This window comes from Pseudoclavibacter sp. RFBB5 (assembly GCF_002931555.1).
Taxonomy (GTDB): Bacteria; Actinomycetota; Actinomycetes; order Actinomycetales; family Microbacteriaceae; genus Pseudoclavibacter.
In genome coordinates, this window is sequence record NZ_PSTZ01000011.1 from 22,134 (window position 1) to 45,448 (window position 23,315).

Below are 23,315 nucleotides of genomic sequence, written 5' to 3' on the forward strand. Positions count from 1 at the left end.
CGCCGCTACGCTCGCCTCATGACTGACAAGCTCGTCTTCACCGGTGAAATCGTCAACCCCGAGTGGATGCCCTCGTGGTCCGTCATCGAGGTGCCCGGCTCGAAGGACTACTTCGGCACCGGCAAGTCGGTGAAAGCCGACACGACCGTCGACGGCGTCGTCGTGACGTCGGCACTCATGCCAACAGGGCAGGGCGACCACTTCATCTCGGTCAGCGCGGCGCTGCGGAAGAAGCTGAAGAAGGACGTCGGCGACAGCGTCGATGTGGTGATCGGGCGCTTGAACGCCTGATGCCTGGACTCCCGCGCGGACGCAGGTCAGCGTCGGCGCGCATCCAGCAGGAGATCGAGCTGCTGTTGAGCAGCTGAGCGCACCCCGACGAGCACAAACGCGACCATGAGCATGGCGAGTCCGACCAGGAACATGACCGTGCCCACCTTGGTGGGTGTCTCCGCGAGGTCGAAGGTGGCGCGGGTCGTCCCGGCGACCGTCAGGCCGCCGAAGAGCATCAGCAGCGGAGCGACGATGAAGAACGCGACGGCGAGCCAGTGGAGGCGCACGCGAGGGTGGTCGGGAGCGGCGGTGTTCGAGGATGCTGGCTTCGTCACGCAGCAACCCTACCGAGGCGCAGGCTTCGCTCGACCTCGGCTGCGACGGCGCACGCCGCGATCGCGCCGCTGGGCCAACACTCCGATGCACAGTTCCGCTCACGGGCTCGTCCAGCGTGAGCCTTCACGAATACGCTTGCACTGGGCAGTCGTTGTCGCTCGCTGCCAGCCACGCTCCGCTCGATAGATTCGGTCACTGACCGGTCAGCAGCGCAGCACGGGTCCGATTCACGTCAAATGAGGAAATCCCATGCACGAGATCACCTGCCCCCACTGCCACAAGGCCTTCACGATCGATGAGGCCGGCTACGCGGACATCCTGAAGCAGGTGCGGGACGGCGAGTTCGAGAAGGACCTCCACGAGCGGCTCGAGCTGGCCGAGGCGGCGAAGCGCGCCGAGATCGAGCTGGCGCAGGCGAAGGTCGCGCAGGAGTTCGAGGCGGCCGCGGCGAAGCGGAACATCGAGCTGCAGGAGCTGAAGGCGAAGCTCGAGGCCGGCGAGGTCAAGCGGCGGCTCGCCGTCAGCGAGGCGCTGCAGTCGGTGGAGAAGGAGCGCGACACGCTCGCGAACGAGCTCGAGCAGGCCCGCCACGACAAGATCGCCGCAGAGGAACTCGCGGCGGCCAAGCGCGTGAGCGACCTGCAGAAGGCTGCAGCCGAGCGGGAAGCCGAGGTTCAGGCGCTCAAGTCGAAGCTCGACAGCCTCGAGATCACGCAGAAGCTCGCCGTCAACGAAGCCGTCGGGAAGGTCGAGAAGGAACGCGACGAGCTGAAGGGCACCCTCGAGCGGGCCGCCCTGGAACGGCAGCTCGTCGAGACGTCGCTGAAGGACAAGTACGAGACGCAGCTCCGCGACCGCGACGACGCCATCGAGCGCCTCAAGGACATGAAGGCTCGCCTCTCCACGAAGATGCTCGGCGAGACCCTCGAGCAGCACTGCGAGACCGTCTTCAACCAGATCCGCGCCACCGCGTTCCCGACGGCCTACTTCGAGAAGGACAACGACGCTCGCACCGGAAGCAAGGGCGACTACATCTTCCGCGACTCGGACGCGGGCGGCACCGAGATCACCTCGATCATGTTCGAGATGAAGAACGAGGCCGATACGACGGCCACGAAGAAGAAGAACGAGGACTTCCTCAAGGAGCTCGACAAGGACCGGCAGGAGAAGGGCTGCGAGTACGCCGTCCTCGTCACGCTCCTCGAGCCCGACAGCGAGCTCTACAACTCCGGCATCGTCGACGTCTCGCACCGCTTCCCGAAGATGTACGTCATCCGGCCGCAATTCTTCATCCCCATGATCACGCTGCTCCGCAACGGGTCCATGAACGCACTCAAGTACAAGACCGAGCTGGCGTCCGTGAAGGCGCAGAACGTCGACATCACCGACTTCGAGGAGCGCCTCGATGAGTTCCAGAACGCGTTCGGACGCAACTACGAGCTCGCCTCTCGCCGGTTCGGGGAGGCCATCGACGAGATCGACAAGGCCATCGTGCGACTCCAGAAGGTGAAGGATGCGCTGCTCGGATCCGAACGCAACCTGCGCCTCGCCAACGACAAGGCGCAGGACGTGACCATCAAGAAGCTCACCCGCGGCAACCCCACCATGGCGCGCAAGTTCGCCGAGCTCGCGAGCGGCGACGCCGAGCGCTCACAGGACGACGACTCCGCGAGCGCATAGGCTCCCGCGCAGCACATCCGCCAGCACCGGCGGATGGTCGAACACCCCACCGGCAGGAGACGTGCCCATGGCAACGGCGAAGAGCAGAACCCGTGAGCAGCACATCGCAGTGTTCGGCGGCAGCGGCAGCGGCAAGACCGTGCTCGTCTCGTCTTTCTACGGCCCCACGCAGGAGCCGCAGTTCGCGAAGGAGAACCTCTACGAGGTCGTCGCCGACGACACCGGGCAGAGCGACAAGCTGTACCAGAGCTACCTCGGCATGAAGAACGCCGCGAAGGTGCCCGCATCCACCCGCTTCACCCACACCGCGTACTCGTTCCTGGTGAGGCCAAAGGCCTGGTCGGAGGAACGCGCGAAGAACTCGAAGCCGTTCGACGCACTCCGCCTCGTGTGGCACGACTACCCCGGCGAATGGTTCGAGGAGTCCGCGGAGGGCGAGGAGGAGAGCCGCAGGCGTGTCGAGACGTTCACGGCGCTCCTGAGCTCTGATGTCGCGCTCCTGCTCGTCGACGGTCAGCTGCTCCGCGACAATGAGGGCTCAGAGGAGCTGTACCTGAAGTCGCTGCTGACGAACATCCGCTCCGAACTGCTCCGCCTGAAGCCCGAGCTCCTGAAGAACGGCAAGCCCCTCGCGCAGTTCCCTCGCATCTGGGTGCTCGCTGTTTCGAAGTCCGACCTTCTTCCCCAGATGGATGCGCACGCTTTCAAAGCGCTGCTCGTCGAGAAGGTCAGCGACGAGCTCGATCAGCTGCGTCAGGAGCTTCGCGGTTTCGTTCAGGTGCCGGAGGCGATGTCGTTCGCCGAGGACTTCATCCTGCTGTCCTCCGCGAAGTTCGAGCCGGGCAAGATCGAGGTGACGGAGCGCGTCGGCGTCGACGCCGTCCTCCCACTCGCCGCGATCCTGCCCTTCGAACGCCACGTCAGCTGGGCGAAGAAGCTCCACGATGGCGGGAAGGTCGCGGAGAAGATCTTCAGCAAGGCGGGCGGGATGGCCGGCCTCGCCGCGATGGGGGCCCTGTTCGTCGTCAAGAAGATCAAGCTGCCTGGCCCCCTCGGACTCATTGCGGGGTTCGCGGCGTCACTCGTCTCGAAGGACTCCATCGAGCGGGGAGCGGCACTCGCCGGCGAGAAGCTCAAGACTGTCAACGCGGAAGCGCTCGCCAAGCACGACTACCTGACCGCGATGCTCACCCGCTTCAAACTCGACCTCGAAGAGGCAGAACGCAAGGGGATCCTCGTCAGGAGCAAGAAGTGAAGCTCATCTGGGCGACCCGTGGGCGCACGTGGGGGCACCGATTTCTCCTCGACGGCGGCTTCGCGGACCCGCTCCCCGAATACGACAGAGCCTTCGCGCAGCTCGGCGATGACTCGGAGCTCTGGCACCTCGGCGATGACAGGGCGGCGCTGCGCTTCCCTGACCCGGAAGGGCGCACAGACCGCGCCGGCAGGCCCATCACTCACGAGTTCGTGGTGTTCACGCCCGAGCTGCACGAGATCTCGTCCGTTGCCACCGGACTCTCCCTGATCTGGGCCCAGCCGATCGTCTCGGCCCGATTCGCCGACGTCTGGGATCTGCCGAAACCTCCGGCGCGTTCCTGAGCCGCGAGCAGACCGCCCGACCCCGAACTCCGAAGAGACGCGAGGATCCCGATGAACCACCACACTCTGGAGCCAGAAGCCACGGGAACCGTCGGCGACGGCGCCGTATGGACGCAGGACGCATCCGGATCGAGGACCCAGACGGATCCGCTCCGGTGCGAGTTCGCGGGCTGGCTCGGCGACGAGCTCGTCGGCGTCCATCCGGACTTCATCGTGGCCGGTTCACTCGCCGATGCACTGCGCGCTTCCGACCTCTCGGGGTTCGAGTTGCGCGAGGCGACCGTCACGACGTCGCCGGAGTTCGTCTCCTACGCCGGCGGTCTCCCGGAGCGTTGGGAGCGGCTCGAGCCGACCGGCCGCGCAGATGGGAACGACGACTTCGCCCAGCGGGACGGGACGCTGCTGGTCAGCGAACGCGCCCTCGCGCTCCTCAACGAACACCGCATCGTCGAAGCGCAGCTCGTGCCCGCCGAAGAGACCCCCGAGGCATCGCGGTTCGCGCATCACCGCGACGCGGCACGAGCCGCCGCCCGGCTTCGCGAGCGCGCCGGCCAGGAGGCCGAGGCTGACAAGGATGCCCTGGAAGTCGCTCGTCTCACCGCACTCGTCGACGCGCTCGACGCAACCGCATCCACACCGCCGAAAATGCGCGTCAACGGCGACGCGAAGCGCACGGTGGCGGGAGACCTCACCCTGGCCGCGGCCGCGCTCGGCAAGAAGATCGAGGATCCGGCGGCCCTCGCTCTCCTCGGACTCATCGACGGCCCCATCGAGATCAACCGCTCTGGCGCTTACCAGTGCGCCTACCGGAGCGCCGACCGCTCCCTGATCGTGGGGATGAAGGGAGGCGCCGTGAAATGCGTCGAATTTACCTTCCACCCGCACCGCAACGCCCCGGAAGCCAACTACCCGCGCACGGCGCACCTCATCGAGGGGCTTGCGACGTTCACTCGCGAAGGAGTTTTGGAGCATCTCGGGGAGCCCAAGGAGTTCCTGCCTCCGGACGACGAGGAGCGGAGCCGCGACGAGTATCGCATCGGACGACAGCGCGTGATGCTGTACTGGAGAGGGCAGGACTACTCGCCGCGGACGCTGATGGTCGGGCGCAAGGGCTGAGGGCCTCCCCCTGCGTCCGCGCGACTTATCCCCAGGCAGACAGGCGGTCCGTTTTCCCGCCGCACGGAGGGACAGACTGGGGGTCTCACATGAGTCGCCGGCCGGGGATGCCGCGCGGAGAGCACGGGGAGATCGACATGTCAGTGGTGCACGTAGTTGCCAAGAGGTGGCGCGGCGGATGGGAGTTCCACCTCGGGCCTGAGGACGTGACGCAAGGAGCGACGCTCGGTGACGTTGCACGGCAGGTCTTCGACTACCTCGAGACGCGCGAGCCCGGGCTTGACCACAGTGCGACCAGCCTCGGCATCACCTTCGACCTCGGCACGCTCACAGAAGCGGTCGACACGGCGAAGAAAGCGATCGAGAAAGCGCAACATGCGCATCTCGTCGCTGATACGCGCCTCAGGACTGCTGTCGCCGCGATGCACCGCGAACGGTACGCGAACCGCGATATCGCGTTGCTTCTCGAGATCGACCGCGATCGCGTGGAGGAACTGCTCCGAAGCACAGACTCTCGCTGAGCACCGTCCGCTGCGCGGGACTCCGCACATCGCGGACGTGCAAAGAACCGGACGTGCCGGTCGCGGCCTTCGGCCTCCTCCTCAAGACGAACAATCACCCCGTCCGGACGAGAGCAATCGAAGAGCCAGCTCCGCGTCCGATCAGACGGAGCCTGGTATCTGACATAGCCGAGTTGCGAGAACTATGGTCCTCCGCCGTCCGTGGCCCTGCTCAACGCCGCGCGCACCTGCTCGACAAAACGCGTTGGCGTGGGCCAGAGTTGCGATGTGGTCGCCCGGATCGCGAACCAGTCGATCTCCTGCAGACGGTTCACGCGCCCGATGTCCTTGCGCCATTGGCGCTTGTCGGTGCGGTGATGGTCCCCCTCGTACTCGATGGCGATCTTCTGAGCCCGATACGCGAGGTCGACACGCCCCACGAACTCCGACCCGTTCCAGACCTCGACGCCGACCTCCGGTTCCGGAAGCCCGCCAGCGACGATCACCAGCCGCGTCCAGGTCTCCATCGGTGATTCGACGCCTGCACGAACCCGTGCAACGGCCGCCCGCAAGGAGGCCCCACCCACACCGTTGCCCCAGGTTCGCGCGATCTCCTCGAGGTCCTCCAGCGTCGCGAGGGGCGGCGCCGTCCGCGCTCCCTCCGGTGGCTCCTCGGGCCGCACGATGCCCTCATAGTTCGTGGATGTGGCGACGAGGGCATCCCCCAGCACGACCAACTCGTTGACGTCGAGGTGGCGGGCGCAGGTTGCCCAGGTCAGCGCGGGCGACGCGACAGGTGCGCCGCGCAGCTCGCGAGCATCCCACAGCGACGCCCTGATGCTTCGCGACTTGACCCCCAGACCGGCGGGCCGGTTCCTCCCAGCCGGCACGAGGAGGTACACGGTCGAGTCGCGGTCAAGTCGGCGGGGCACGGGCAGACCCCAGATTCTCGCCGCTGTCAGCCCGCCGAGCACACAGCGGTCCTTGATCCTCGGCACGAAGGCGCGTGCGATCTCAAGAGGAGACCGCACTGCCCCTCGCACCCGCACGCCGCGGTGAGGTTTGGAGAATTCGGGGCCGTTCAGTTCCTGCCGTGTCAGGCCCGCGCGCAGCCCATCCCTGAACGCGAAGGGTTCGTTCCCCACTCCGGAGAGCATCTCCTCAGGCTCAGACATGGGCCAAGGGTAGGGGGATGCAGAGCTTGTCTTCCGAGATATCCACAGCCCGAAGGTGCGTTGAAAGCGATACCGAAGGTCGCGGCAGCCCGTCCCGGCGGATCATCCTGATGGGTTTCGCCGAGTCGTGATGGGAATCCCCCCATCGCGAGTCAGATAAACCCATCAATGTGAAGGGCCGACGAGCCCTGCGCCAGACTTCGATGGGTTTTGCCGACCGGTGGTGGGTAACGCCCCATCACGAGTCAGAGGAACCCATCAAAGTGGGCGCAGCTTCAGGAACCGCAGCCGACCTACTCCCCGCCCTCCACGACGTACAGCTTGCGCAGGGGTGCTCCGGTGACGGTCCACCGGGTGCGCATCCCTTCGCCGAGACGCACGATGGAACCCGGTTCGAGGTCGATCGACGGCAGCTCGGGCTCGAGGAACTCGACGGTCGCCGTGCCGCCGATCACGAGGAACACCTCGTCGGCCTCGACGTCGAGCATCGACCCGGCCGACATCTCCCACAGCCCGAACTCCGTGCCCGCGAAGGCGCCGAGCTCGTGCGCCGCGGTCGTCGGCTCGCCGCTCACCTTCTGCCATCCCTCGACGGGTTCGTGTGATAGGGATGCGCCCCGCGCGTGCACGACGGATCCGGGCTGCATCCCGGTCACACCACCGGCACCGGTCACGGCAGCGGCCTCATCGGCTGCGCTCTCACCGCCCGCGCTCACGAGTCGAACCCCAGGCCGACCGCGTCCATCGTCTTCAGCCACAGTCCGCGCTTGCCCTCGTTGCGGTCGGCGCGCGCCATCTCGGCGAGCGACACCTTCGCACCGATCGACGCGAACGGCTCCGGCGGGAACGGCAGCGGCTTCTTCTTCACGAAGTCCATGCGCGTGCGCTCCGTCTCCTCGCCGCTGAGCAGGTCGAGCAGCACGTTCGCCGCGTACCTCGTCGCGCCGACGCCGAGCCCCGTGAAGCCCGCCGCGTGCGCGACCCTGCCGTCGAACTCCGTGTCGAAGAAGGAGAAGAACCGCGTGCACGTGTCGATGACGCCGCCCCACTTGTGCGAGAAGCCGAGACCCTCGAGCTGCGGGTAGGTGGCGATGAAGTGCGCCGCGAGCTTCTCGAACGTCTCGGGGCGCTGGTCGTACTCCTGCTTGATGCGGCCGCCGTAGTTGTAGACGGCGTCGTACCCGCCGTAGAGGATGCGAATGCGGCCGTCGGCGTCCGTGACGAGCCGCGAGTAGTGGAAGCGATTGTTGAGGTCCGTGATGCCCTGCCTCCGCTTCCAGCCGATCGATTCGAGATGCTCGTCGCTCAACGGGTTCGTCATGAGCACGTAGTCGTAGACGGGCACCGTGTAGAAGCGGTCGCGTTTGATGAGCGCCGGGAAGGCGTTCGTGCCGAGTGCCACCCGCTGCGCGTAGATGCTCCCCTCGTCGGTGGTCACCGTGATGCCGCCGCCGTCTGCCTCGAGCGACCTGACGGGAGTGTTCTCGAAGATCGCGACGCCCATGCCGAGCACCACGCGGCGCAGCTCCCACACGAGCTTCGCGGGGTTCACGAGGGCGGTGCCCTCGCGTTCGTAGTTCGCGGCGAGGAACAGCGGGGAGGCGACTTCCTGCTGGAGCGTTTTCCTGTCGAGGAACTCGAGGCCGGAGTCGCCGACCGCCGCCTGCTCGAGCTCGGCGACCTGGTGGGGCTCGGTCGCGACGTTGAGCACGCCCGTCTCCTCGTAGTCGCAGTCCATCGAGTAGCGCTTGACGGTCTCCCCGATCTCGCGCAGGTTCTCGAGGCCGAGCGCTTCGAGCTTCGAGTACTCGTGCGGCAGCCGGTCCTTGCCGTTCGACTCCCCGTGGGTGAGGCTCGCCTCGCAGAACCCGCCGTTGCGGCCGGATGCGGCCCATCCGAGTCGCTTTCCCTCCAGCAGCATGATCTTCCGCTTTGGGTCGCGTTCCTTCGCGAGCAGCGCTGTCCACAGCCCCGTGTATCCGCCACCGACGATCACGAGGTCGGCAGTGTGGTTGCTTCGAAGCGGCGGCGACGCGGCGGGACGAGCCGGGTCGTCGAGCCAGTAGGTCGTCGCCTTCGCTCCGGCGAGAGACGCGGCAATGCGCTCCTCGCTGATCTCGGCTTCCGCTCGATCGAACGTGGTCATTGATGTCCTCCGGGTGGGGGTTGACGGCCATCTGCTGCTTCGTGTCTACCCTGCTTACCTACCGTTTGGGTGGACGCCGTGTCGGTTCGACGCACGACGCGTCGACGATCTGTCCGACAAGCTCAGCACGATCTGCGGCGAATGCACCACCCCCAGCGCTACCCTCGTGGTCACGCGACCCCATGATCGGTGTCGCGTCATCGAACAAGGGGAACCCATGACCGACATCAACGAACTGCTCAAGCTCATTCCAGTCGACGACATCGCCAACCAGCTCGGTGTCGACAAGCAGACCGCCCAGCAGGGGATCCAGGCAGCGTTGCCGACCCTCATCGGCGGTCTCCAGGCGAACGCGGCCGATCCCGCAGGTGCCAAGTCGCTCGAGCACGCGCTCGAGAAGAAGGACACATCCCTCGTCGAGGGCCGCGTCTCGCTCGCCGACATCGACACCAACGACGGCGAGAAGATCGTCAAGAACGTCTTCGGCAGCAACACCGACCAGGTCGCGGCAGCCCTCGGCTCAGCACCGGGCGGCCAGACTTCGGGGCTCGTGCAGAAGCTGCTCCCGATCCTCGCGCCGATCGTGCTCGCGTGGCTCGCGAAGAAGTTCCTCGGCGGCCAGCAGGGCGCATCCACGACCGCGGGCTCGGGTTCGGGCGGCGGGCTCGAGGATCTTCTCGGCGGGATCCTGGGCGGTGGGTCCGGTTCCTCCGCAGGTTCCGCGAACGCGGGCGGCGGGGCGGGCGGCGGACTCGGTGACATCCTCGGGCAGGTGCTCGGCGGCGCGAGCGGTTCCGGCAAGCCAGCAGGTGGAGGACTCGGCGGAGGCCTGGGAGACATTCTCGGCGGGCTGCTCGGCGGCGGCAAGCGCTGACTCGTCGGGCAGCGGATGCGCGCGGGAGGGAGCGCGGGTCGAGCAGCACCGGCCTGCCCCTCCCCCGCATCCCGAAGCGCACCAGACGGCCGAGCACCCAGCGGATCTGACCGCCCCTACCGCCTCGTGAAATGAGCCCAGCATCTTCGACCCCGCCTCCGAGACCTTCGTGCGCGCCCTCGCTCTCGTGGTGTTCGCGCTCGTCACCACCGGCGCGATCGCGCTCCTGTTCACAAGATTGCCGATCCGGCCCAGCTCGCGACTGCTGCTCACGCCGCTCGCAGCGCAGCACCGCCTGACCCGCCTCGACGACGACAGTCGTGGCTGGGAGACGGCGTTCGCGGGCGAACTCGTGTGGCTCGCCCACCGCGGCGCGCTTCGCATCCACGAGGTAGCGGATGCGGGGGCCGCGCAGCGGATCGGAGACGCCGGCTACCGCGCCCCACGATCGACCGGATGGGAGATCGAGTGGCTCGGCGCGGACCCGCTTCTCCCTGGATGGTCCGGCGCCGTCATCGACGCCTACTTCCCTGGCGGCAGGCGCGCCCGCGGCAACCGCGCGCGAGTGGACCGCACTGGTGGAGACGACTCCACCCGCCGCGCCGCCATGAAGTCCGCGGTCGTCGCCGAGCTCGACCGCGCCGGGGTCGACCGCACTGACCGCGACGGCTGGGTCTCACGGCTGCTCGCCAGCCCGTACAGTCGGGCGTTCGCCGGACTGATCATCGTGCCGATCGGGCTGCTCCTGCTCACCCCGTGGCTCCCCGCATGGGCGGTTCCGATCTTCCTCGTCGCACTTGCCACGGTCATCGTGCTCACGTTCATCCGCCCACCGTTGCAGCGACGCTGGACGAAGCTCTGGGAGCGGTACCGGACCGAGAGCCAGCACCTGCACGAGCTCCCCCTCGACGAGCGCGGCACCGGGGCCACTCGAATCGTCTACCTCGACGCGTTCGCCGAGAACCTCGGCTTCGCAGACATCGTCGGATACGGGTCGTCAGAGGACATGGCGCGCGGCTACGCGCAGCAGGCCGACGCGATGGTGCGCGAGGGATTGCTCGACGACATCCGCCCCGAGTGGCTGTCGACAGCCCGCGAACGGCTGACCGAGAAGCAGCTCACCGACCTCATCGACGGGTTCCTCTTCACTGTGCGCTGACGCCGCCGGTGGCCGGATGCTCGGCGTGCGCGGACCCTCCGGCCCGCGCCGTCGGGGCGGGCCCGCGCATCCACACCCCTAGCGGTGTGACGGGATACGGAACGTCTTCACCTTGTCGCCCTCGACCGTGACGAACGCACGCGACGTGCCATTGAAGCGGTTGCTGCGCCAGTCGAAGAACAGCTCGGTCGTGTCGTCCTCGGTGCTGGCGTCCTTGATCACCATCTGGGCGCTCTGCCCGATGGCGTCGCTCTGCGACCAGCTGCTGACACCTTCACGCCCCTCGAGCACGCGACCCCAGTCGTCGACCGAGCCATCCTCGGCGAACGCTTCGACAAACGCCTGCTCGTCTCCGCTGTTGATCGCGTCGACAAGAGCCTGCACCGGTGCAGGCACTGTGAAATCAGTCATGGAACCCCCATCTCTCCGCGGGCGAAGGCCGCCCGAACGGCCACAATGTAGCAAGCCAGCCTCCGGATTCCCGGGCATGGCCGTAAGCTCGGAATCTCAGGATGCGCGGCAACCCGCCCTGCGCTTCCGCCCTCCGCCTCTTTCCAAGGCAAGCCCGGCTCGTCAAAAACAGGCCACGTCAACAAGCAGAAGGTGAATTGAGCATGAGCGACTTCTCGCCCCTTGAAGTATTCGACCGTCGCGAGTCAGAAGTCCGCGGATACATCCGCTCGTTCCCCGTGGTCTTCGACCGCGCGTCCGGCTCCACCCTGGTGACCGCGGACGGCGACGAGTACCTGGACTTCTTCGCCGGCGCCGGCGTGCTCAACTACGGGCACAACAACCCGCTCTTCACGAAGGCCCTCGTCGAGTACATCGAACACGGTGGCATCCTGCACGGGCTCGACATGGCGACATCTGCGAAGCGGGCCTTCATCGAAGCGTTCGAGCAGTACGTGCTCGAGCCCCGCGGCTACGACTACAAGATCCAGTTCACGGGCCCGACCGGCGCGAATGCCGTCGAAGCCGCCCTGAAGGTCGCCCGCCAGGCCACCGGCCGCACCAACGTGGTCGCGTTCACGAACGGCTTCCACGGCCTCAGCCTCGGCGCCGTCGCCGTCACCGGCAACAAGAAGTACCGCGACGCCGCGGGCACGACCCTCGGCGATGTCACCCGCCTCCCCTTCGAGGGCTACCTGGGCGACAAGCTCGACACGCTCGACCTGTTCGAGAAGATGCTCGACGACACCGGCAGCGGCCTCGACCTGCCCGCCGCTGTCATCGTCGAAGCCATCCAGGGCGAGGGCGGCATCAACGTCGCGAGCCCGGAGTGGCTGCGACGCCTCCGCAAGATCACCGAAGAGCGCGGCATCCTCCTCATCCTCGACGAGATCCAGGCTGGCATCGGGCGCAGCGGCTCCTTCTTCGCGTTCGAGGAGTCCGGCATCGTGCCCGACCTCGTCACCGTGTCGAAGTCGATCTCCGCATCCGGACTGCCCATGTCGCTGGTGCTGCTCCGCCCGGCGGTGGATGTGTGGAAGCCGGGCGCCCACACGGGCACCTTCCGCGGCAACAACCTCGCGTTCGTCACGGCGCGTGTCGCCCTCGAGGAGTACTGGGCCGACGACGCCTTCATGACGACGGTCGCCGAGCGCTCCGCCGAGCTCCGCGCGGGCCTCGAGTCGATCGCCGCCGACTACCCGCAGCTCGACTTCACAGTCCGCGGCCGCGGCCTCATGTACGGCATCGTCAGCCTCCGTGACCGCGACCTGCCGTCGCGCGTCTCCGCTGAGGCGTTCCAGCGCGGGCTCGTCATCGAGACCGCTGGCGCCTTCGAGGAAGTCCTGAAATTCCTCCCCGCGCTCACGCTCACGAGCGAGGAGCTGCAGACGGGCCTCCGCATCGTGCGCGAAAGCCTCGACGCCGTCATCGCGGGCGACGACTCCGAGGCGGAGCACGCCGTCGAAGACCACGTCGCCTCGCACGCCTAGTCCTCCCGGCCGCGCAGCTCGACTGCCAGACGCATCCGCCCCACCCCGGTGGGGGACATTCACACGAGAAATGCCTGTTCCTGAGCAAGGGAACAGGCATTTCTCGTGTGGATGCGGATGCGGAAGCGGAAGCGAGCTGGTGCAGGCGCGACCACGGGCGGGTCAGTGCTTGCGGGTGCCGCCTCCGGAGAACGTCGAGCCGTAGGAGTGCGGCGTCGGCGCGGGTCCGAGATCACGGGGTCGCGGCGTCGGTTCGGGTCCGCTGGGCGATGTTTCCGAGCCAGGCGCGTGCGAGACAGGCGCAGGCGAGGCAGGCGCTGGCCAAGCAGGCGCGTGCGGCGCAGGGGCATGGGGCGCTGAACCCTGCGATCCCGAGGCTTGCTGCACCGACGCGGGAAGCCACGACGCTGGCCGCTCGGTCCGTCGAGGCGCGGCGGCCCAGGGCGAGGGAGCGCTGGGCGAGCTGGGAGCCGCATCCGGGATCGGCTGCTGCACAGATAGCCCGAGGAGCGAGATTCCGCCGCTCGTGTCGGTGTCTTCGTGCAGGCCCGCGACTCCCGCCTCTACCGCCTTGCGCCGTTCGGCCTTGCGGAGCTCCGACGCGGCCTTGGCCTTCTTCGTTCGGCGACGCTGCACGAGGATCGCCACGAGCAGACCGAGGCCGAGCACGAGCACGACGATCAGCGCGAACGCGACGATGGTGAAGATCTGATTGGTGCCGGCCATGACTGCGTCAGCTCAGCGCATCGGCCGGATCTTGAGCTCGTCGACCGCCCCACCAGCCGGGGTGTCGACGGCGAGACGCACCGCCTGCGCGACCGCCTGCGGCGTCAGGTAGCGCTCGCGCTCGTAGCTGCCCTGCTCGAGCTGCCGCAGCTCACGCTGCATGTCGGTGTCGACGCGGCCCGGGTGGATGCTGGACACGCGCACGCCGTGCTGGCGTTCTTCCTCGCGGAGCGCGTCGGTCAGCGCGCGCAGGGCGAACTTCGTGCCGCTGTACACGCTGGTGCCCGCGCCGCTCGCGTAGCCGGAACCCGAGTTGATCATGACGATCGTGCCCTCGCTCGTTCGAAGCAGCGGCAGCAGGAGGCGGGTGAGGTCGGCGACGGCGAACACGTTGAGCTCGAAGGCGCGGCGGAATCGCTCGCGCGAGCTCTCAGCGATGGCGTCGTGCCCGCCGAGCACGGCCGCCGAGTGCACGAGCACGTCGAGGCGGCGGATGCTGCGGGCCGCCTCGGCGAGCTGGCGCTCGTCGGTGAGGTCTGCGACGAACGGCGTCGCGCCCGGGATGCGGGCGGCGGCTTCGGCGACGGCGCGTGGCTCGCGCCCGCCGACCAGGACGTGGTGGGTGCGGCTCAGCTCGTGGGCGATGGCTTCGCCGATGCCGCGAGTCGCTCCCGTGACGAGCGCGACCGGCCGTCGGCGTTCGCCGTCGCGCTCACCGTCGATAGGTGACGCGACGTGGCCTGCTTGAGTCATGGATGGTCCCCCGGGTTCTGCACTCTGCGACCGCGGAACGCGGCGGCACCCACATTCTGCCACCGCGCATCCGACGAGCCCCTCCGAAGCGGGTCAGAGGAGCCACTCGGTGAGTGGGTACAGGAAGTACCGCAGGGAGTAGGCCTCCCAGAGCGCTCCCACGACGAGAAGAACGAATGCGGCCAGTGCCAGGATGCCGACGCGTCCGAGGCCGCGGAGGTAGGCGCGACCTCGGGTCGTGGCGCCGACCGTTGTCGGCGACACCCAATGTCGGCCGAGGAGCCATGTGCCGAGCAGGAGCAGAACATACGCCTGCAGTTCGATGACGACGGTGAGCGAGTGAGGGATGAACTGCACCCAGGCGGTCGGCGTCGTGGGCGCCAGCGTGATGCCGGTTTCGACCGCCCAGTACCCGAAGAAGGCGAACCCGGCGAAGGGCACGACCAGCGACGGCAGCACGATCGTCGCCAAGCTGAGCTTGCCGACGTTCACCGCCAGGATCACGAGCGCAAACAGCGGTGGCGTTGCGACCAACCCCTGCACGAGTCCCGCAGTGCCGTCGTCTTCGAGCGCGACGGATCGCGCCGCGTTGAGCGCCGGGAACATCAGACCGACGATGAACCCGACGGTGAAGAGCCCGTAGGCGAAGACGTTCACGAGCAGGTAGGCCCGCAGGTTCGTGCGGATGAGGTGAAATGGTCGCCGCCAGAGAGGTACGGGAGTATCGGGACCCTTCATTGCTGGTGCTGAGGACATACTCCAAGCTCACCGGACCTCGCGAGGTGACGCCAGTGACCCGGCGTCACGAGAACCCGTGACATGTGTCATGCGTCGGCCGACCGTCTCCGCTGCCTGCTCGCCTCGCCGGGCATTCTCTGTGGCAGTCTGGTGCGGCCACCCCGCTCGAGAAAGTTCCCAGTGCTTCCCTTTCCTGCATCCGCTCACGCCGCCGCCACCAGACGATCAAGACGCCGCACGCTCGCAGCGCTCGCCCTCGCCGGTGCCGCGACCCTGCTGGTCGGATGCACGCCCGTGGGCACGCAGTCCACGACACCCGACGGCGCCTCGTCGCCCGAGGCCAGCCAGCTGGTGGCGCTGACCGACGAGGTGGAGGCGGCTTCCGCTGACGGCGACGGGTCGACGTCGTTCGCCGCCGATGCGCTCGACGTGCTCGGCAAGCTCGACGTCGCACCGCGCGATGAGTGGGAGGAGTTCGACCGCGAGGGATCGTTCGGCGAGGGCTGGCAGGACCCGGACGGCAACGGGTGCGATGCACGCAACGACGCCCTGGCCGCATCCATGACCGACGTCGACCTGAACCGCGACGGCTGCCGCGTCGACACGGGCGTCTTCGTCGACCCGTACTCGGGTGACGAGATCGACTTCGAGCGCGGCCCCGACACGAGTCCGCTCGTGCAGATCGACCATGTGGTGGCGCTCGCGAACGCGTGGCGGACGGGCGCGAAGGAGCTGTCGTTCGTGGAGCGGGTCGAGCTGTCGAACGACCCCATGAACCTGCAGGCGACGGCCGGCTGGGTGAATGACGACAAGAAGAGCCAGGATGCGGCGAACTGGCTGCCCCCGCAGGAGTCGTACCACTGCACCTACGTGGCCCGTCAGATCGTGGTGAAGGCCACCTACAACCTCTGGGTCACGCAGGCCGAGCACGACGCGATGCGCGACGTGCTCGAGGGCTGCGCGTAACCGGGCCTTTCGGGGCGCGGGCGGTAGCCGTCGCGGCGCCAGACGGTCACCGTCCCAACGGATGGCGACCGCCCGGCCCGACGTCACACGACCAGCAGGGTGGCCACGAGGATCACGAGCACGATGGCGAGGCCGACCCAGCTGAGCCACGCCCACCTCTTGGGCTGGAACCGGAGCGCCGGGGAGCGCAGCACCCCGACCGCAACCGCCGCGAGCGCGGGAGCGAGGGCCAGCCCGAAAGCCCAGCCGCCGACGGCTGCCCAGGGTCCGGCGAACCAGAGGCTCACGAGGCCGGATGCCGCGAGCAGCAGCCAGTTCACAATGGGCAGGGCGGCCTTCGAGCGGAACGCGAAGAGCAGCGCGAGACCGGACGCAATGAGCGCGAACCCAAACGTCATCCACAGGAGCAGCGACCCCTGGGCGCCGAGGTCGGGCACCTCCGCCTCGGTCAGGAGCGAGACAGCGATGGGGTCGACGATCTGCTGCGTGTTGCCGAGCACCACGACCGCCCTGTCGGCCTCGCGGTCGAGCATGACGACGGACGCGAATCCACCGGTTCCACCGCTGTGCCAGGTGAGACTCGGGTTCGACGTCGCCCTCGGGTTGGTGACCTGCGTCGTCTGCCAGATCCAGCCGATCTCGCTGCCTTCGGCGAACTGCGCCGTCGGTTCGAGTGATGCGACGCCGGGTGCCGTGCCGTCGAGGTTCGCGGACGCCCACGCGGCGAGGTCGGCGACGGTGGTGGTCGTCGAGCTGCCGGTGGGCGCGTACCCCTCGCCCCACCAGTCGTCGGTCGGGATGCCGTTCGTCAGGAATCCGGGCGTCGTGTCCGCAGGAACTTCGGCCTCGGTCGTCGCGATGCTCGTCGACTCCATGCCGACGGGCCCGAGCACCCGCTGCTCGAGGAGCGCCGGGTAGCTGTCGGCGCCCGCCGCGTTCGTGAGCGCCGTGCCGAGCAGCGCGACGCCGAGGTTCGAGTAGACGGGACCCTGCGCTGGGTCGACAGGCGCGGCCGCCGCATCCTGGATCATGACCTCGGTGGTCTGCGGCCCGTACGGGTTGCCGCCGGAGAGCGACGCCGCGAGCGACTCGACGGCGAAGGTCGGCCCCAGGCGCGGGAGACCCGAGCGGTGCTGCGCGAGGCTCGCGAGCGTCACCTCGCCGGCCGGGGTCCCCTCGAGCTCCGGGATGTGCGCCGAGAGCGGGTCCTCCGCGGTCACTTCGCCGCGGTCGATGGCGTCAGCGAACAGCGACGCCGTGAAGGTCTTCGTGACCGAGCCGAGCTCGTACAGCGTCTCGTCCGTGGGAGCCGGGCCGTCGCGACCCTCGCCTGTCTTGCCGACACCCGCCCACGTGGTGCCCTCCGGCGTGACCTCGGCGACGACCACCGACCGGAAGCCGCCATGGCCGCCCACCGCATCCACGACCCGCGCCGCGAGGGCCTCATCACCCGAGGTCTGCGTGCCGAGCACCTGGCGCTGCGGCCCCACGAGCATTCCGAGCACAACCGCGACGACCCCCGCGACAAGGGCGGCGATGAGAAGGATGCGCTTGGCCGGGCCCCGGGGAGTCTCGTCACCGCCCGGAGCGGGTGCGCCGGTCGCCGCGCCCGTCGCGGGAGGAGGCGGAGGCGGCAACTGCGGATACTGCGCCCCCGCCGGGTTCTGCTGCTGGCGTTCGTGTGTCATGCGCTTCCCCTTGCTCTCGATCTGCGCTCGCTACGGTCTTTCGCTGTTCCCTCCAACGCTACGAGCGACCACCGACACCGGCCTCCACCGTGGGCCGGAGATGCCTCCGCCGCCCGCCGGAGATGGCGCACGGAGCGCGCATCCGTCGCACGGCGTCGTCCGGCGGCAAGCCGGGGTTCGGCGTGGGAAGATCGAAGGATGAAGATCCTGTCGATCCAGTCATCGGTCGCCTACGGGCACGTGGGCAATTCGGCTGCGGTGTTCCCGCTGCAGCGTCTCGGACACGAGGTGTGGCCGGTCTCGACCGTCGTGTTCTCGAACCACACGGGCTATGGCGCTTGGCGCGGCCCGCTCCTCCCCGCGTCGGACGTGCGCGACGTGATCCTCGGGGTCGAGGAGCGCGGCGCGCTCGCGCAGGTGGATGCGGTGCTCTCCGGCTACCTGGGCGGCGAGGAGATCGTCGACGTCGTCGTCGACGCGGTGAAGCGCACCAAGGAGCTCAACCCCGCTGCGACGTACACGTGCGACCCCGTCATGGGCAACGCCAAGTCTGGCTGCTTCGTCGCCCCCGCCATCCCCGAGCTCATCCGCGAGCGGGTCGTGCCGGTCGCCGACATCCTCACGCCGAACCAGTTTGAGCTCGGCTTCCTCACGCGCACGACACCCTCGACGATCGACGAGACCCTCGAATCGGTCGACCTGGCACGCGAGCTCGGCCCGCGCACGGTGCTCGTCACGAGCGTCGAGCGCCCAGACCGCCCGGAAGGCACCATCGAGATGATGGCGGTCGACGACACGGGCGCCTGGATCGTGCAGACCCCGTACCTCCCGTTCAAGGCGAACGGATCGGGCGACGTCACCTCGGCGCTCTTCACGGCGCACTACCGCACGTCCGGCTCGGCGTCCGAGGCGCTCGCCGCGACGGTCTCGAGCGTCTTCGACCTGCTGCAGATCACGCTCGACTCGGGTGAGCGCGAGCTGCAGATCGTCGCGGCTCAGGATGCGTTCGCGAACCCGCGCATGCAGTTCCAGGTACGCCAGATCCGCTAGCGGCTGCACTTCGTAGCCGCTGCGCCGCGTAGCCATTGCGCCGCCGTGGCAAAGGTTGTGGCGAAATGCTGTCCGATCACGCCCAGACGGCACTTCGCCACAACCCAGTCGAGGGCTGGCCGGAGCAGGGGCGTTGAGCGCCAGCTCGCGACCGTGCCGCTACACCAGGACGCCGCCCTGCATGACCCAGTCGAGGCGCGACTCGGCGAGCACGCTCACGTCGTCGAGCGGGTCGGCGGATGCGGCGATCAGGTCGGCGTGCGCGCCGGGTGCGACCACGCCGAGTTCCCCTTCGCGCTGCAGCAGGCGAGCCGCGGTCGTCGTGGCGCTGCGGACGATGTCGAGCACCGGCATGAACTCGGCGCGCACCTCGAACTCGCGGGCCTGGTGGCGCTGCATGCCGCCGAGCAGGTCGCTGCCGTAGCAGAGGTTCACGCCGCCCTTGTGGGCTTTCTCGAGTGCGACCTTGCCGCCCTCGAGCACGTCGGAGACCTTCTCCCAGTTGTCCTGCGGCAGCCCGTGCTCGCGTCCCTCTTCCATGAGCGCCCAGTAGGTGACGAGGTTCATGGTGAGGAACGCGTCGTGCTCGAGGAACAGCTCGATCGACTCGTCGTCGAGGAGGTTGCCGTGCTCGATGCCGCGCACGCCCGCCCGCAGGGCGCGATTGATGGCCCGGGCCGTGTACGCGTGCGCCGTGACGTAGCGGTTCGCGGCGGTCGCCTCCTCGACGACGGCCTCGATCTCTTCGACGGAGAACTGCGTGGAGTCGACGCGGTCGGTGGGCGAGGCGACCCCGCCTCCCGCCATGATCTTGATGTGGTGGGCGCCTCGGCGGATCTCGTCGCGGGCCGCGTGGCGGACGGCGGAGATGCCGTCGACGACCCGGCCGATGTGCGAGCAGGTGTACTCGCCGTCGTGGCTGTCGCGGCCACGCGAGCGGGGGTCGCCGTGCCCGCCGGTCTGGGAGAGCGCCTTGCCGCCGAAGAAGAGGCGCGGACCGCGCACGAGTCCGTCGACCTGCGCGTCGTGCAGGCCGAAGTCGGCGCCGGCGACGTCGCGCACGGTCGTGAAGCCCCGGCTGAGCATGTCGCCCATGAGCTTCGCGGCCTGCAGCGCCACGTAGTTCGGCGACTCCTCGCCGATGGAGGCCAGGTCGGCCGTGTGCGCCGTGACGTGCACGTGGCAGTCGATGAGGCCGGGCAGGAGGTAGCGACCGGATGCATCCAGTTCCTCGACCCCGTCGGCCGCGGCGACCTCGCCGCCGATCTGCTCGAAGCGCCCGCCACGGATCGAGAGATCGCCAGTGCGGTACTCCCCCGCGTCGACGTCGAGCCAGGTGGCGTTGCGGATGTTGAGGTCTGCGGTCATGCGGATGCTCCCTGCTGCTTGGCGCTCTCCACGCCGGTGTCGATGATCTGAACGGCGCGCTCCTGCGCCGTCGGGGTGTATGTGCCTTCTGGTGCGCACATGTTGACGGTCGCGAGCGGCGCCCCGTCGGGCCCGGGGATGGGCACGTTGAGGATCGACCCGCAGCCGAGCGCCTTGATGGTGCTGGCGTCGTCGAAGATGCGGTCGAGGTCTGCCGGGGTTGCGCCGAGGAACGGCTCACCGGAGTCGCGGCAGGCGGCCACCCAGTCGGGCGAGACCTGCGTCGCGACCTGCTTCGTGCCGCCCACCGGGTACTCGTCGGCGTGCGAGCTGTAGATGCGCTCCATCACCTCACCGCCCTGGGTGAAGCGCAGCACCGTGAAGAGCACGACCCCGACCTCCTCTTCGATGGTGTGGTGGATGCTCGCCCAGTCGACCGCATCCAGTGCCGTCTCACCGCCCTGCCCGCTCTGGCCCTGCTGTCCGCTTCGCACTCGTGCGCCGTTGGGGGTCATGCGTTGGTGCCTTCCTTGTCGTCGGTCTTGGTGATGGCACCCTTGCCGCTGTTGGTGATGTCCTCGAGCGAGCGCCCGGCCGTGCGCACCGCGAAGAGCAGCGTGCACGCGACGCCGATGACCAGCACGGTCGTCGTCATGCCGAAGACGCCCACGAAGCCCCACTGGGCGGCGAAGGTGCCGATGATGATCGGCGCGGTGATCGAGCCGATGCGGCCGAACGAGGAGCTCATGCCGACGCCCGTGGCGCGCAGCCAGGTCGGGAAGACCTCGGGTGTGTAGGCGTAGACGCCGGCGTAGGTGCCGTTGAGGAAGAACGAGAGCACGATGCCGGCGACGGTGACCATGATCGGGTCGTTGGCCTGGCTCATCCACAGCGCGGCCCCGGCGGAGCCGATCAGGTAGAGCGCGATCGTGAACTTCCGGTCGAGCTTCTCGTTGAGGTAGGCGGCGCTGAAGTAGCCGGGGATCTGCGCGAGGTAGATGTAGAGCGAGTACGTGAAGCTCGTGGTGACGTCGATGCCGCGGTCGACGAGCAGCGTCGGGATCCAGGTGAAGAAGCCGTAGTACGAGAACGTGATGACGAACCAGATGAGCCAGGTGGTCGCCGTGATGCGCCACATCGTGCGGCCCCAGAGGAACTTCACGGCCTTGATGAAGCCGAACTTGACGGGCGCTTCCTCTTCGGGCGCGTTCGGGTCGACGGCCGGGAGGTCGTTGCCGGTGGATGCTCGCACCCGGTCCTCGAAGCTCGCCACGACGGCCTCGGCTTCCGCGTGCCTGCCGACGCTCGCGAGGTAGCGCGGCGACTCGGGGAGCGAGCGCCGCCACCACAGCAGCATGACGATGGGGAGGAAGGTGAGCACCTGCGCCCAGCGCCAGCCGTCGTCGGACGCAGGGACGACGAAGCGGCCGATGAGGGCTGCGGCGACGAACCCGAACGAGAAGAACCCGGCGAGGGTGCCGACAAACCAGCCGCGGCGATGCTTGGGCACGAACTCCGACAGGAAGGGCGCGATGATGGCGCTCTCGGCACCGGCGCCCATGCCGGCGAGGATGCGCATGAAGAGGAAGACCTCGAAGTTCCACGAGAGTGCCGCGACGAGGGAGGCGACCGCGTAGAGCACCAGCGACCACATCATCACCTTCTTGCGGCCGATCTTGTCGCCGAGGTAGCCCGCGAGGAGCGCGCCGAAGAGGAATCCGAACGGTGCGGCCGAGCCGACGAGGCCAAGCTGTGCGGCCTCCAAGCCGAACACGTCGCGGACGCTCGGCATGAGGAAGGCGACGATCGCGCCGTCCATGCCGTCGAAGGTGTAGCCGAGCCCGCCGATGAGCAGGAGCGCGTAGTGGGGTCTGCTGATCGGCAGGCGATCGAGCCGTGCGGTGAGTGACAACGGAGTCTCCTGGGGATCGGGAACGTCGGTGTTCGAGAAAGCTTGATCCAGCAATCACCATCATGCAATACAGATTGCAGAAATGTAACCCACGCGAAATCTCTTGCAGAAGAACCGCCGCCTCAGCCCCGCCCCACGCATCCCGGGCCGGATCCGTGCTGAAATGAGGGCATGTCCGCCGCCGAGCCGCCCACCGCAGACGAGACGCGACTCTCTCCCGACGCCTGGCTGCGCGGGATGCTCGCGGCCCGGAATCTCGGCCCCACCAGCCAGAAGCTCGCGAACTACCTCGTCACGAACATCAACGCGGCCAGCTACGCGCAGGCGTCGGAGATCTCCGCGTCCGCCCAGGTGAGCGCATCCACGACCACGCGCCTCGCACAGCAGCTCGGCTTCAAGGGGTGGCCCGACCTGCAGCAGGCGCTCCGCACCCGCTACCTCGCGCAGCTCTCGATGGTCGATATCGCCGAGATCCACGGTCTCACCGACACCCCGTTCCAGAACGCGCTCCGCAACGACTCCGAGCTGCTCGCCGCGACGATGCGCGACGTCGACGACGTGGCCATCGCCCGCGTCGCGGCGGCCGTGCAGTCAGCGAAGCGGGTGCACGTGACCGCGATGGGCAGCTTCGCCGCGGTCGGGCAGGCGCTCGTCCACAACCTGCAGATCGCCGGCTACCACGTGCACGCGCTCCTCGACCGCGACAGCGCACTCTCGAACAGCGTCGCCCAGATGGGCGACGGTGATCTGCTCATCGTCTGCAGCTACTGGCGGCATTACCGCACGATCGTCGCGGCCGCCAACGCCGCGCACCGCCAGGGTGCGACGGTCGTGGCCCTCACCGACTACCTGCCACCGCAGCTCGAAGGGGCGGTGGATGACCTCATCATGATCCCGGCGGAGGGCACGTCGTTCTTCCCGTCGCTCACCGTGCCGATGGCCGTGCAGCAGGGGCTCGTCGCGACGCTCGCCCAGCTCGACCCGGAGGCCACCAAGGTGCGGATCGACGCGGCCGAGCGACTGTGGAACGAGCTCGACATCCTCATCGACCCGCGCTCGTCGCAGTAGCCCAGGCCGAGCTTTCTGGCCGCTCAGAACATGGGGTGGTCGTGCACGCTCGTTGCGGGCACGGGCTGGAGCACGTCCCAGTGCTCGAACGCTGCGCGGTTGTCGGTCATCGGGAGGTCTCGACCTTCGGCTTGGAGGGAGCGCCGGTGCCGACGCTGGCCTCACCAGCCTGGCCGCGAACGTCCCGAAATGCACATCACGGGCGCGGATGCGGTGCATCAGCCAAAGAGTCGGGAGTGGCTCGCCCG

General features: G+C 68.3%; 24 protein-coding genes. 12 read left to right on the top strand and 12 right to left on the bottom strand.

What is annotated here, in order from left to right:
• The first annotated feature begins 18 nt into the window (after positions 1 to 18).
• A complete protein-coding gene (locus C5B97_RS16405) occupies positions 19 to 291 on the top strand; it encodes a DUF1905 domain-containing protein (RefSeq protein WP_104313067.1) in 273 nt (90 codons plus the stop codon).
• A gap of 26 nt (positions 292 to 317) precedes the next feature.
• On the opposite strand, the gene C5B97_RS16410 is transcribed toward C5B97_RS16405, so the two are convergent.
• Entirely contained in the window at positions 318 to 608 is a 291-nt protein-coding gene (locus C5B97_RS16410; protein ID WP_104313068.1) for a hypothetical protein, read from the bottom strand.
• Positions 609 to 858: 250 nt separating this feature from the next.
• Between C5B97_RS16410 and C5B97_RS16415 the strand changes: the two genes are divergently transcribed.
• The 5 genes from C5B97_RS16415 (at position 859) to C5B97_RS16435 (ending at position 5,525) form a co-directional block, all read left to right on the top strand.
• A complete protein-coding gene (locus tag C5B97_RS16415) occupies positions 859 to 2,289 on the top strand; it encodes a DUF2130 domain-containing protein (RefSeq protein WP_104313069.1) in 1,431 nt (476 codons plus the stop codon).
• Positions 2,290 to 2,356: 67 nt separating this feature from the next.
• Positions 2,357 to 3,544 carry an ATP/GTP-binding protein gene (locus C5B97_RS16420; RefSeq protein ID WP_104313070.1) on the top strand — a complete coding sequence of 396 codons (1,188 nt, stop codon included), beginning with the start codon at positions 2,357 to 2,359 and terminating at the stop codon, positions 3,542 to 3,544.
• Positions 3,541 to 3,888 (top strand): hypothetical protein, encoded by a 348-nt coding sequence (locus C5B97_RS16425; RefSeq protein ID WP_104313071.1) that lies wholly within the window; start codon positions 3,541 to 3,543, stop codon positions 3,886 to 3,888. The genes C5B97_RS16420 and C5B97_RS16425 overlap by 4 nt, the downstream gene beginning before the upstream one ends.
• Positions 3,889 to 3,939: 51 nt before the next feature.
• The gene (locus C5B97_RS16430) at positions 3,940 to 5,004 is read left to right on the top strand and encodes a hypothetical protein (protein WP_104313072.1); all 1,065 of its coding nucleotides are present in this window, start codon (positions 3,940 to 3,942) and stop codon (positions 5,002 to 5,004) included.
• Positions 5,005 to 5,141: 137 nt separating this feature from the next.
• Positions 5,142 to 5,525, top strand: a complete 384-nt coding sequence (locus tag C5B97_RS16435; protein ID WP_146080850.1) for a hypothetical protein — start codon at positions 5,142 to 5,144, stop codon at positions 5,523 to 5,525.
• Between the two features lie 182 nt (positions 5,526 to 5,707).
• Here C5B97_RS16435 and C5B97_RS16440 read toward each other — a convergent pair whose 3' ends face one another.
• The 3 genes from C5B97_RS16440 to C5B97_RS16450 form a co-directional block, all read right to left on the bottom strand.
• Entirely contained in the window at positions 5,708 to 6,679 is a 972-nt protein-coding gene (locus C5B97_RS16440) for a hypothetical protein (RefSeq protein ID WP_104313074.1), read from the bottom strand.
• A 293-nt stretch (positions 6,680 to 6,972) separates the two neighbouring features.
• A complete protein-coding gene (locus C5B97_RS16445; RefSeq protein WP_258068327.1) occupies positions 6,973 to 7,395 on the bottom strand; it encodes a cupin domain-containing protein in 423 nt (140 codons plus the stop codon).
• On the bottom strand, positions 7,392 to 8,825 hold the full coding sequence (locus C5B97_RS16450) for an FAD-binding oxidoreductase (protein ID WP_104313075.1): 1,434 nt from the start codon (positions 8,823 to 8,825) through the stop codon (positions 7,392 to 7,394). The genes C5B97_RS16445 and C5B97_RS16450 overlap by 4 nt, the downstream gene beginning before the upstream one ends.
• A gap of 217 nt (positions 8,826 to 9,042) precedes the next feature.
• On the opposite strand from C5B97_RS16450, the gene C5B97_RS16455 reads away from it, so the two are divergent.
• Positions 9,043 to 9,699, top strand: coding sequence for a DUF937 domain-containing protein (locus C5B97_RS16455; RefSeq protein ID WP_104313076.1), 657 nt, complete (start codon positions 9,043 to 9,045; stop codon positions 9,697 to 9,699).
• A 169-nt stretch (positions 9,700 to 9,868) separates the two neighbouring features.
• Positions 9,869 to 10,858, top strand: coding sequence for a hypothetical protein (locus C5B97_RS16460; protein WP_104313077.1), 990 nt, complete (start codon positions 9,869 to 9,871; stop codon positions 10,856 to 10,858).
• A gap of 78 nt (positions 10,859 to 10,936) precedes the next feature.
• Here the strand turns inward: C5B97_RS16460 and C5B97_RS16465 are convergent, their stop codons facing one another.
• Positions 10,937 to 11,269: a nuclear transport factor 2 family protein gene (locus tag C5B97_RS16465; protein WP_104313078.1), complete on the bottom strand. Its 333-nt coding sequence runs from the start codon at positions 11,267 to 11,269 to the stop codon at positions 10,937 to 10,939.
• Between the two features lie 203 nt (positions 11,270 to 11,472).
• On the opposite strand from C5B97_RS16465, the gene ectB reads away from it, so the two are divergent.
• Positions 11,473 to 12,798: a diaminobutyrate--2-oxoglutarate transaminase gene (gene ectB, locus C5B97_RS16470; RefSeq protein ID WP_104313080.1), complete on the top strand. Its 1,326-nt coding sequence runs from the start codon at positions 11,473 to 11,475 to the stop codon at positions 12,796 to 12,798.
• A gap of 162 nt (positions 12,799 to 12,960) precedes the next feature.
• On the opposite strand, the gene C5B97_RS16475 is transcribed toward ectB, so the two are convergent.
• The 3 genes from C5B97_RS16475 to C5B97_RS16485 all read right to left on the bottom strand — a co-directional run bounded on the left by C5B97_RS16475 (position 12,961) and on the right by C5B97_RS16485 (position 15,015).
• The gene (locus C5B97_RS16475) at positions 12,961 to 13,524 is read right to left on the bottom strand and encodes a hypothetical protein (RefSeq protein WP_104313082.1); all 564 of its coding nucleotides are present in this window, start codon (positions 13,522 to 13,524) and stop codon (positions 12,961 to 12,963) included.
• A gap of 12 nt (positions 13,525 to 13,536) precedes the next feature.
• Positions 13,537 to 14,277, bottom strand: coding sequence for an SDR family oxidoreductase (locus C5B97_RS16480; protein ID WP_104313084.1), 741 nt, complete (start codon positions 14,275 to 14,277; stop codon positions 13,537 to 13,539).
• A 93-nt stretch (positions 14,278 to 14,370) separates the two neighbouring features.
• A complete protein-coding gene (locus C5B97_RS16485; protein WP_104313086.1) occupies positions 14,371 to 15,015 on the bottom strand; it encodes a hypothetical protein in 645 nt (214 codons plus the stop codon).
• A 180-nt stretch (positions 15,016 to 15,195) separates the two neighbouring features.
• On the opposite strand from C5B97_RS16485, the gene C5B97_RS16490 reads away from it, so the two are divergent.
• The gene (locus C5B97_RS16490) at positions 15,196 to 15,981 is read left to right on the top strand and encodes an HNH endonuclease family protein (RefSeq protein WP_181027055.1); all 786 of its coding nucleotides are present in this window, start codon (positions 15,196 to 15,198) and stop codon (positions 15,979 to 15,981) included.
• Positions 15,982 to 16,064: 83 nt separating this feature from the next.
• Here the strand turns inward: C5B97_RS16490 and C5B97_RS16495 are convergent, their stop codons facing one another.
• Positions 16,065 to 17,669 (bottom strand): serine hydrolase, encoded by a 1,605-nt coding sequence (locus C5B97_RS16495; protein WP_104313090.1) that lies wholly within the window; start codon positions 17,667 to 17,669, stop codon positions 16,065 to 16,067.
• 198 nt (positions 17,670 to 17,867) lie between these two features.
• On the opposite strand from C5B97_RS16495, the gene pdxY reads away from it, so the two are divergent.
• Positions 17,868 to 18,719 carry a pyridoxal kinase PdxY gene (gene pdxY / locus C5B97_RS16500; protein WP_104313092.1) on the top strand — a complete coding sequence of 284 codons (852 nt, stop codon included), beginning with the start codon at positions 17,868 to 17,870 and terminating at the stop codon, positions 18,717 to 18,719.
• Between the two features lie 159 nt (positions 18,720 to 18,878).
• Here the strand turns inward: pdxY and C5B97_RS16505 are convergent, their stop codons facing one another.
• The 3 genes from C5B97_RS16505 to C5B97_RS16515 are packed head-to-tail and all read right to left on the bottom strand — an operon-like array spanning position 18,879 to position 21,999.
• A complete protein-coding gene (locus C5B97_RS16505) occupies positions 18,879 to 20,087 on the bottom strand; it encodes an amidohydrolase family protein (RefSeq protein ID WP_104313095.1) in 1,209 nt (402 codons plus the stop codon).
• A complete protein-coding gene (locus tag C5B97_RS16510) occupies positions 20,084 to 20,602 on the bottom strand; it encodes a hypothetical protein (RefSeq protein ID WP_104313097.1) in 519 nt (172 codons plus the stop codon). The genes C5B97_RS16505 and C5B97_RS16510 overlap by 4 nt, the downstream gene beginning before the upstream one ends.
• Entirely contained in the window at positions 20,599 to 21,999 is a 1,401-nt protein-coding gene (locus C5B97_RS16515) for an MFS transporter (RefSeq protein ID WP_104313099.1), read from the bottom strand. Before C5B97_RS16515 ends, C5B97_RS16510 begins: the two co-directional genes overlap by 4 nt.
• A 171-nt stretch (positions 22,000 to 22,170) precedes the next feature.
• Between C5B97_RS16515 and C5B97_RS16520 the strand changes: the two genes are divergently transcribed.
• Positions 22,171 to 23,067: a MurR/RpiR family transcriptional regulator gene (locus C5B97_RS16520; protein ID WP_104313101.1), complete on the top strand. Its 897-nt coding sequence runs from the start codon at positions 22,171 to 22,173 to the stop codon at positions 23,065 to 23,067.
• The last annotated feature ends 248 nt before the right edge of the window (positions 23,068 to 23,315 follow it).